This window comes from Chromobacterium sinusclupearum, assembly GCF_002902845.1.
GTDB lineage: Bacteria > Pseudomonadota > Gammaproteobacteria > Burkholderiales > Chromobacteriaceae > Chromobacterium > Chromobacterium sinusclupearum.
This window is the reverse complement of sequence record NZ_PPTF01000056.1, coordinates 4,238-12,384: the sequence shown is the minus strand read 5'-3', so window position 1 is coordinate 12,384 and position 8,147 is coordinate 4,238. Positions and strand designations below refer to the sequence as shown.

Annotated in this window: 6 protein-coding genes; all 6 read right to left on the bottom strand. The window is 63.6% G+C overall.

Annotated elements, in window-relative coordinates; all coding sequences use genetic code 11:
• Window positions 1–215: 215 nt before the first annotated feature.
• Window positions 216–662, bottom strand: coding sequence for an OmpA family protein (locus C2134_RS11685; protein ID WP_158248755.1), 447 nt, complete (start codon window positions 660–662; stop codon window positions 216–218).
• Window positions 663–739: 77 nt separating this feature from the next.
• Window positions 740–1,237, bottom strand: a complete 498-nt coding sequence (locus C2134_RS11680; protein ID WP_103320231.1) for an Hcp family type VI secretion system effector — start codon at window positions 1,235–1,237, stop codon at window positions 740–742.
• A 63-nt stretch (window positions 1,238–1,300) separates the two neighbouring features.
• A complete protein-coding gene (gene tssC, locus C2134_RS11675) occupies window positions 1,301–2,779 on the bottom strand; it encodes a type VI secretion system contractile sheath large subunit (RefSeq protein WP_103320229.1) in 1,479 nt (492 codons plus the stop codon).
• The gene (tssB, locus tag C2134_RS11670; RefSeq protein ID WP_103320227.1) at window positions 2,776–3,291 is read right to left on the bottom strand and encodes a type VI secretion system contractile sheath small subunit; all 516 of its coding nucleotides are present in this window, start codon (window positions 3,289–3,291) and stop codon (window positions 2,776–2,778) included. The genes tssC and tssB overlap by 4 nt, the downstream gene beginning before the upstream one ends.
• 38 nt (window positions 3,292–3,329) lie before the next feature.
• The gene (gene tagF / locus C2134_RS11665) at window positions 3,330–4,346 is read right to left on the bottom strand and encodes a type VI secretion system-associated protein TagF (protein WP_103320226.1); all 1,017 of its coding nucleotides are present in this window, start codon (window positions 4,344–4,346) and stop codon (window positions 3,330–3,332) included.
• A gap of 14 nt (window positions 4,347–4,360) precedes the next feature.
• A complete protein-coding gene (gene tssM, locus C2134_RS11660) occupies window positions 4,361–8,128 on the bottom strand; it encodes a type VI secretion system membrane subunit TssM (protein ID WP_103320236.1) in 3,768 nt (1,255 codons plus the stop codon).
• Between the last annotated feature and the right edge of the window lie 19 nt (window positions 8,129–8,147).

The following is an 8,147-nucleotide window of genomic DNA, read 5'->3' as shown; positions in this document are numbered from 1 at the left end:
AGCAGCTGCTCGGCGGCGATGCTGCCGTTGCCGAGGGACAGCGTCAGCTGGCGGCGGTCCTGGGTGAAGGCGGAGGCGAAGCTGGCAAGGAGGGTGCTAAGGTCCATGGCTTTACAGTGAATCCATCAGGAACAAGTCAAAAACCGGCCCCCCTGCAGCCATGCCCCATCTGACGGGGCCGGATGGCTGCGGGAAGCTTCATGGCGAATCCGTAATCAGTTGCTCACAACCAGGCGCACGGCATGCAGCGAGCGCTCGGTGTCGTAACGCATCGTGATCTTGCTGGGCGGCACGCCGGCATCAACCAGGTACTGGCGCACGCTGACGGCGCGGGTCTGGGCGGCGGCCTTGGCGTTGCCGATGTCGCGGCGGTAGCAGTGGCCACGCACCAGAATGGACTTGGCATTCTTCAGGTCTTTGGCCACCAGCAGATCCAGCTGGGCTTCACCCACCGGGCTCAGCTTGGCGCTCATTTTGTCAAACGGGATCAGGGTAGCGTCGGCGGCGTAGTTGACCGCAGCCTGCTTGGCGATCTGCACTTTGGGATCATTGGCGGCAGCAGCAGCCTGGGCAGCTTGGCTAGGGGTCGGTTCCGCTTTTTTGGGCGTTGCGCAGGCGGCGCACAACGCGGAAACAAACAAGGCGGTCAACAAACGTTTCATAGCAAATATTCCCACAGGTCTGAGTAGAGGCATAAAACCCGCCCGGGCCCGGGCGGGTTGTCATTCCATTACTGGAATTAGGCGATGGTCTTGTTCGCGGTGAGGTCCCAACCGGCGCTGACGTTACCAGCGCCCTTACCGTCAGCACGCTTCTGCTGGGTGTAGGTCCACTTGATCTTGCCGTAGCTGAAGCTCACCTTTTCCGACGGGAAGCCGGTGTCGGTAGCGGTGCCTTGCGGCTCAACCTTGGAAATCAGGACTTGTTCCATCTTGATTTCCATGTACTTTTCCTTGTCGCCACCGGCGCGGCACAGCTCGATGGTGATCTCCTTGATGTGCTTACCAGTGCAGCACGCTTCGTAGATCTTCGGGCTGGCCTTGTCCAGGAAGTGGGTGATTTCGTACACGCTGTGGTTCACGCGTTCGGCAGTGGCGCCGCCGGCGGTGCTGGCGGAAACCTGAGCCGGCTGTTCCAGCTTGTGAGCGAAGGACTGGATTTCGATCCAGTCTACGTGCTTGTCGTCGCCGCTTTCACCAGGAATACCATCGATCTTCAGGAATGCATCAAAAGCCATTAGTACTTCTCCTTTACAAGGTTCAAAAAACGGGGGAACCCACTCCCCCTAGCGAGCAATGCGTTAGCCTGCCGGTTGCGGCAACTCGGCGACCAGACGCAAGGAAATGGTCAACTCGTCCAGTTGGAAGTGCGGACGCAGGAAGGCGGCGGCGCGGTAGACGCCCGGCTTGCCCGGCACTTCCACCACGTCCACGCGCGCTTCGCGCAGCGGGTACTTGGCCTTGGCTTCCTGGCTGGCGGAGTCGTCCAGCAGCACGTACTGCGACAGCCAGGTGTTCAGGTAGTCCTGCACGTTCTGGCGCGAGGCGAAGCTGCCGATCTTGTCGCGCATGATGGACTTCATGTAATGCGCGATGCGGGAAACCGCGAAGATGTACGGCAGCTGCGTGGACAGACGCGCGTTGGCGTTGGCCGAATCGGTGTTGTAGGTCTTGGCCTTCTGCGTCGATTGGCCGCCGAAGAACGCCGCGTAGTCGGTGTTCTTGCAGTGCACCAACGAGATGAAGCCCAAGTCGGACAGCAGCTTCTCGGTACGATCGGTGATGGCCACTTCGGTCGGGCACTTCAGCGCCACTTCGCCGTCGTCGGTCTTGAAGGTGTGCGCCGGCAGGCCTTCCACCAGGCCGCCGCCTTCCACTCCGCGGATGGCCGCCAGCCAGCCGTACTGGGCGAAGGCGTCGGTCAGACGAGCCGCGTAGGCATAGGCCGCGTTGGTCCACAAGTATTTGTCGTGGTTGCTGCCATCGACGTTTTCTTCAAAATCGAATTCCTCCACCGGCACGTTGTCGCGGCCGTACGGCAAGCGGCCCAGGACGTGCGGCAGCACCATGCCGACATACCGGGAGTCTTCCGATTCGCGGAAAGATTTCCACTTGGCATACTCAACGGTGTCAAAAATCTTGGCCAGGTCGCGCGGCTTGCCGATATCGGCGAAGGTTTCCAGGCCAAACAGGCCCGGATCGGCCGACGTGATCAGCGGCGCGTGGGCGGAGGCCGCCACATGCGACAGCTCTTCCAGCAGGTAGAAGTCTTCCGGATGGCGGGTGAATTCGTAGTCGCCCACCAGCGCGCCGTACGGAGCGCCGCCAAAGGTGCCGTATTCTTCCTCGTAGATTTTCTTGAACAGCGCGCTCTGGTCGAACTCGGCCGCCGCCTTGAAGTCCTTGACCAGGTCCTTCTTGGACGCGTTGAGCACCTTGATCTTCATCATAGTGCCGGTTTCGGACTGCATGATCAGGTAGTTCAGGCCGCGCCAGGAGGCTTCCAGCTTCTGGAAATCCGGGTGGTGCATCACGTTGTTGAGCTGGTCGGAGATCAGCTTGTCGATCTCGGCGATGCGGGCGTCGATGCTGGCGGACAGGTCGCGCGACACGGTCACGCTGCCTTGCAGCACCTGGTCTACCAGTTCGCCGATCAGATCGCGGGTGTGGCTCTTTTCGCTCTCGTTGGTGGCGATGCGGCTTTGCTCGATGATGCTGTCGAGCAGGCTGGTCGCCTCCGCGGCGGCGGGCGCCGCCTGTTGTTGCAGTTCCGCGCTCACTGTTCGCCTCCTTCCTTCTTGCCGGCTTGCTGGCCGATCTGGCGCAGCTTCTCGGTGTCGCGCACCACTTCATCCAGCAGCTCTTCCAGCTTGTCGTTGCCGGACAGCTTGTTGCGCAGGTCGGCCAGGCGGCTGCGCGCTTCCAAGAGCTGGTTCAGCGGGTCGATCTGGCGCACCACGTTTTGCGGCTCGAAATCGGACAGCGATTCGAAATTCAGCTCGACGCCCAGCTGGCTGCCGTCGTCCTTCAGCGCGTTGTCGACTTTCATCGCCAGACGCGGGGCCATGCCCTTCAGCACTTCGTCGAAGTTGTCGCGGTCGATCTGAACGAACTTGCGTTCCTTCATCTTCGGCAGCGGGTCCTTGCTGTGGCCGGAATAGTCGCCCAGCACGCCCAGTACGAAGGGCAGTTCCTTGGTTTCGATCGCGTCGCCGATCTCGACGTCATAGGTGATCTGCACGCGCGGCGGGCGGACCCTCGACAGTTTTTTCTGAGTGCTCTCTTTACCCATGGCTCATCTCTAGAATGTTCAAAAAAGGTTCAAAAAAACTACGCGATGTTGCGCGACAGACTGGCCAGCACGCCGCGCAATTGCGCCAGCGTGAGGCCGGGATCGTTCAGCTGGCGGCCCAACACATAGGCCGCCTCCGCGTAAGACTGGTGGCTGCGCCACGGCGCCTTGGCGTCGTTCACATCCACCACGTGCTTGGGATCGAGCTCCGCTCCCCAGCACTGCGCCGCGATGGGCTCGTTCAGGCCGGCTGGCAGCAACGCCAGCACATGGCCTTCCGGACGGCGCAGGATCAGACACTGCTCCAGCTCGCCGTTGCCGTCGGTCGCGGCGTGATACAGCGCCAGCCAGGTCACGGCGGCCAGCACGTTTTCCCCTTCCACCGCCGGCAGAGGCAGGAAGTAGGCTTGCACCGGCAGGCTGTCGCGGAATTTCTTCAGCAGCCGGTGGTGGAACACAAAAGCCAGCAGCACCGTTTCCATATCGCAGCGGCCGGCCTCGCTGAGACTGCGCGCCAGCGCAGACGCCGGCGTGACCGCCAGGTGCTTTTCCAGCAACTGCTGCGACAGCTCGATGTCGGCCATCGACGAAGCGCCGAAGCGCAGCTGCTCCTCCAGGAACTGCTTGCAGGCCAGCATTTCCACCGAGTTGTCGATGGCGTTGGCCAGCTGTTCCTTCAGCCCGGTGAAGAACAACTCGTTGGCCAGCAGCAGGATGGCGGTCGGCGGCAAGGCCGCATCGATGGCCACCAGGGACGCCGCCACCAGCGGATACAGACGGCCGCCCTCGTCGCGGCTAGGCTGGATCACGCCCAGCGACAACCATTGCTGGTCACGCGACTTCAAGACGAACGATGTGGGCGGCATCGCCAGATAGCGCCGCGCGGCTTCCTCGCCCGCTTCCATGCGTTGCAGGCTCTGCGCCAGCAGCTGGTCCAGTTGCATCGCCGCCGGGTGGGTGGCGTTGACCCGGACGAAATCGGCGCGCCGCGGCAGCTTGCCGAAGATGCAGAATTGCGGCGGCACCTCCTGGGCGCGCTTGAAATTGAACGCCATGCCGTTCTTCTCCCTTACAACGTCACGCGTTCAGGCAACGTCAGTTTGTAAAGCCGATTCAGCTGCAGCGGATTCACGCCGCCCAGCATGCGGAAATTGAAGCGCACGGTCTGGCCTTCGGCGCCGCTGCCCTTGGGCAGGGTCCAGGTCAGTTGCGCCGTGCCTTCCGCGCCATCCTGGTTGACCTTGGCGCCGGACAACAGACGCATCAGGCCCATGCGGCCCTGCTGGTTGCCCACCACGGTGCTGGCGCCGGCGTAGTTCACCACCTGGATGCGGGCGCCGCCCTCGCCGGCGCTGCCCGGCCAGTTGAACGGCTGCCACGGCTGCGGGCCGTTGCGGTAGCGCAGTTCCTGGCCATCTATGCTCAGCACGATTTCGGACAGGCCCGGCGTCGGCAGCGGCTGCAGTTCGAAGCGGCTGTTCTCGCCGTCCTGCAACTGGCTGTTGGCCAGGGCCATCAGGCGGCTGACGCCGTTGAGGAATTCCGGACTGAAGCGCACGCCCTGGCTGCCCCAGGCGCGCGGCACCAGGGTATCGCCCTGCTTCTGCACCAGGCCGGTCAGGTATTTGTTGATGAACTTGTCCAGCGTGCCGTCATTGGCTTTGACGAAGCGGTTGATCTCCGCCACCGAGGCGCTGGTGCTGGCGTCGCTGAACGGATACTTGCTGGCCAGCTGTTTCCACTGCGGCAACACCTCGTTGGCCCAGGCCTGGTTGATGTCCTGCGCCACCGGCCCCAGCAGCGCGCCGTAAGATTGCGTCAGCGGACGCACCAGCATGGGCCGCACCATCTCGATGGTGTCCGGAGTGGCGCCGGTCAACAGGGTGTTGTCGACGTAAGACTGGGTGTCGCCCAGCTCGGAACCGGAGCCGTTCAGCGTGGCCTGCAGCGCGGTGCGGGCTTGCGGGCCGGGCTGGTCGGTCGTGGCGATGGCCGCCATCTTCACCTTCAGCTTGGCCAGCTGATCTAGGTAACCGTTGATCGGAGCGTTGTCGCCCTTCACCAGCGCAGCCACGCCGGCAAAGTGCGCGCCCACCACGCCGTACTGCTTTTCGTTCTTGGCTTCGCCCGGGGTGTCACCACTCTTGAAGAACTCCGTGGTCTTTTCCAGCACGGAGCGCTTGGCGGTTTCCAACGAGCGGTTCAGCTCGGACGGGTTGTCCCAGGAGGCTTCCTGCGCGGCGCGGGCCAGAATCAGCTTGATCGGCGAATTCTGCTTGTCGGCCAGGCGCGTCATCGCCGAAGCCGATTGCGCCGGATTGGTGATGTCGCGCACCACCACGCCCTGCAGGAACTTGTGCCAGGCCGCGATGTACTGGGCGCGATACAGCGCTTCCAGCGCGGCGCGGTTTTTCTCCACGTTGCCGTCCTTGCCCAGGTCGTCCTGCGTGCTGGACGCCAGCACCCAGTCGTCGCTGCGTATCGTGCCCTTGCTGGCCTCGTCGATGGCGCTGCGGATGTAGGTGTTCCACGCCTCGCGGGTGTAAGCGCCCTCCACCATCTGGCTGCTGGCCATGATGTCCATGTCGCGGTTGTCCAGGATGCGGGCCACGGTCAGCGGCGCGAAGCGGGTATTGGCGCGCGCCTTGATCTCGTTGAACACGCGCTCCTGAGCGGACAGCTGCTTGAACGAGCCCCGCAGCACATCGCGGGCGTCGGCCACGACTTTGGGATCGTTGTCGATCAGCGGCAGGTCCGGCTCTTTGATCTGGCTGACATAGAACGCCAGCACTTTCTCGGCCAGGCCCATCACTTCGCTGACCGGATATTCGCCGCGCTGGCTCTCCAGCCACGGGCGCCAGTAGCGCGGCAGCTGATCGGCCAGATGCGCTTCTTCCATGCGCTTCTGCTCATGCAGCATCAAATACGTTTTCAGCGCGTTGTACGCCACGTCCAGCTGCGGCTTCTTTTGCTGCTCGGCGCTGCCCGCGGCGGCCGGCACGGAGGCGTCGAGCTTGCCGGCGGTGGCGCGCTGCGGCAGGTCCAGCCAACTCAGCTTGATATTGGGCAGGCCGTGGCCCTTGGACTTGGGTTTGACCGGTTTCAGCGCCGGCTCCGGCTTGGGCTCCGGTTTCGGTTCCGGCTTGGGCGCGGCCACGGCTTGCACGGCGCCCGGCTTCAGTGCGGCCAGCGTGGTTTCCAGATTCTTCTGCACCGGCTGCAACATCAGGTCTTTCACGCCGGCGAAATACGCCTTGCGCAGATTGCGCTCCAGCTCGGCGCCTTGGTACAGGCCCAGGCCGATCTGCCACGGCTCGCCGTTGCGGCGGTAGGCTTGCAGCTCCTCGATGCGATGCTGCAGGACCAGCAGGCCGTTCAGACGGTCATACAATTGGCCGGAGGCGGCCAGTTTCTGCGCTTGCGCGCGCTCGGCGCTGACCTGGGCGATCATCTGCTGGTTGCCGATATAGGACCAGGTCCACAAGCCGGCCACCGCGGCCAGCGACAGCACGCCGGCCACCATGCCGGCCAAGCGCCAGCGGCTGCCGCTGGGCCGGGTTTGCTGGAAGATCAGGTGCTGGTCCGGGAACAGCACGTCACGGAACAGGCCGCGCAGGAAGTAGCTGTACGAAGCCGGGGCCTGATGTTTGTCCAGGCTGGAGGACGACAGATCGAACTGCCCTTGCACGCGGCCGGCGGTCACGATGCGCGGCACGCCTTCCTGCAAGGCGCTGGTGAAGTAGAAGCCACGCAGCAGCGGACGGGAATGGTACGGGTCTTCCTCGAACAGCACGCGGACAAACTTGACTACCGCCTCTTGCAGGCCGTGGAATTCAATCGGGAAGGCGAAGTGAGCGGACCTCACCTCGTCGCCGCGCACCGCCACCAGCTTCTCCTCGCCCATCTGCACCAAGCCGCGGTACAGCTGCTCGAACTGCTTGGACACCACGGCCGCGGCGTCGAAGCCGGTGCCCTGGTCGGCGGACAGCGTGGCGCCCCAGACGCGGGCGCGCTCTTCCTCGCCCGCCTCGCTGAAGAACTGGGCAAAGCCGCCCAGCAGGTCCAGCTTGGTGAACACCAGATAAATCGGCACCATCAGGCCGAAGGTATTGCACACCTCATGGATGCGCTCGCGCACCTGGCGCGCATACAACACAAAGCCCTCGCTATTGTGCTGCGCCAGCTCCGGCAGGCTGATCGCCACCATGATGCCGTTGACCGGCGCCTTGGCGCGGTATTTCTTCAGCAGCTTCAGGAAGGCCAGCCACTCGCCGCGGTCCTCGCTCTCCGTGGCGTAACGGCCGGCGGTATCCAGCAGCACGCCCTCGGTGGAGAAGAACCAGTCGCAGTTGCGGGTGCCGCCTATGCCCTGGATGCCGCTTTTGTCGCTGAACGGGAAGCTCAGGCCGGACTGCAGGATGGCCGAACTTTTGCCGGCCGCCGGATGGCCGATGATCATGTACCACGGCAGCTCATACAGCGCCGCGCTGCCGCGGGCGCTGCCGATATTGGATTTTTTCAGCGTATCGATCGCGCCCAGCAAACGCTGGCGCAGCAGCGTCACTTCGGCGCGCTTGTCGGCGCTGGCATTGATCACCGCGTCGTCCGCCTGGCGGCGCAGCATGCCTTCCAGCATGCCGCCGGCGCGCTTGGTCAGCGCCTGGCCGATCAGCAAGGCCAGCACCCACACGACCATCACCACGATGATCCAGCCCAGCCTGGTTTCCAGCGACTGCAGCCCCAGCCAGGGGCCGACCCACCAGATCAGCGCGATCAGGATCAAGAATCCGATGGCGGAAGCCACCTTGGCATTGCGTAGCCAACCCTTGTTAGACACCAACTCACCTTCCCCTAGA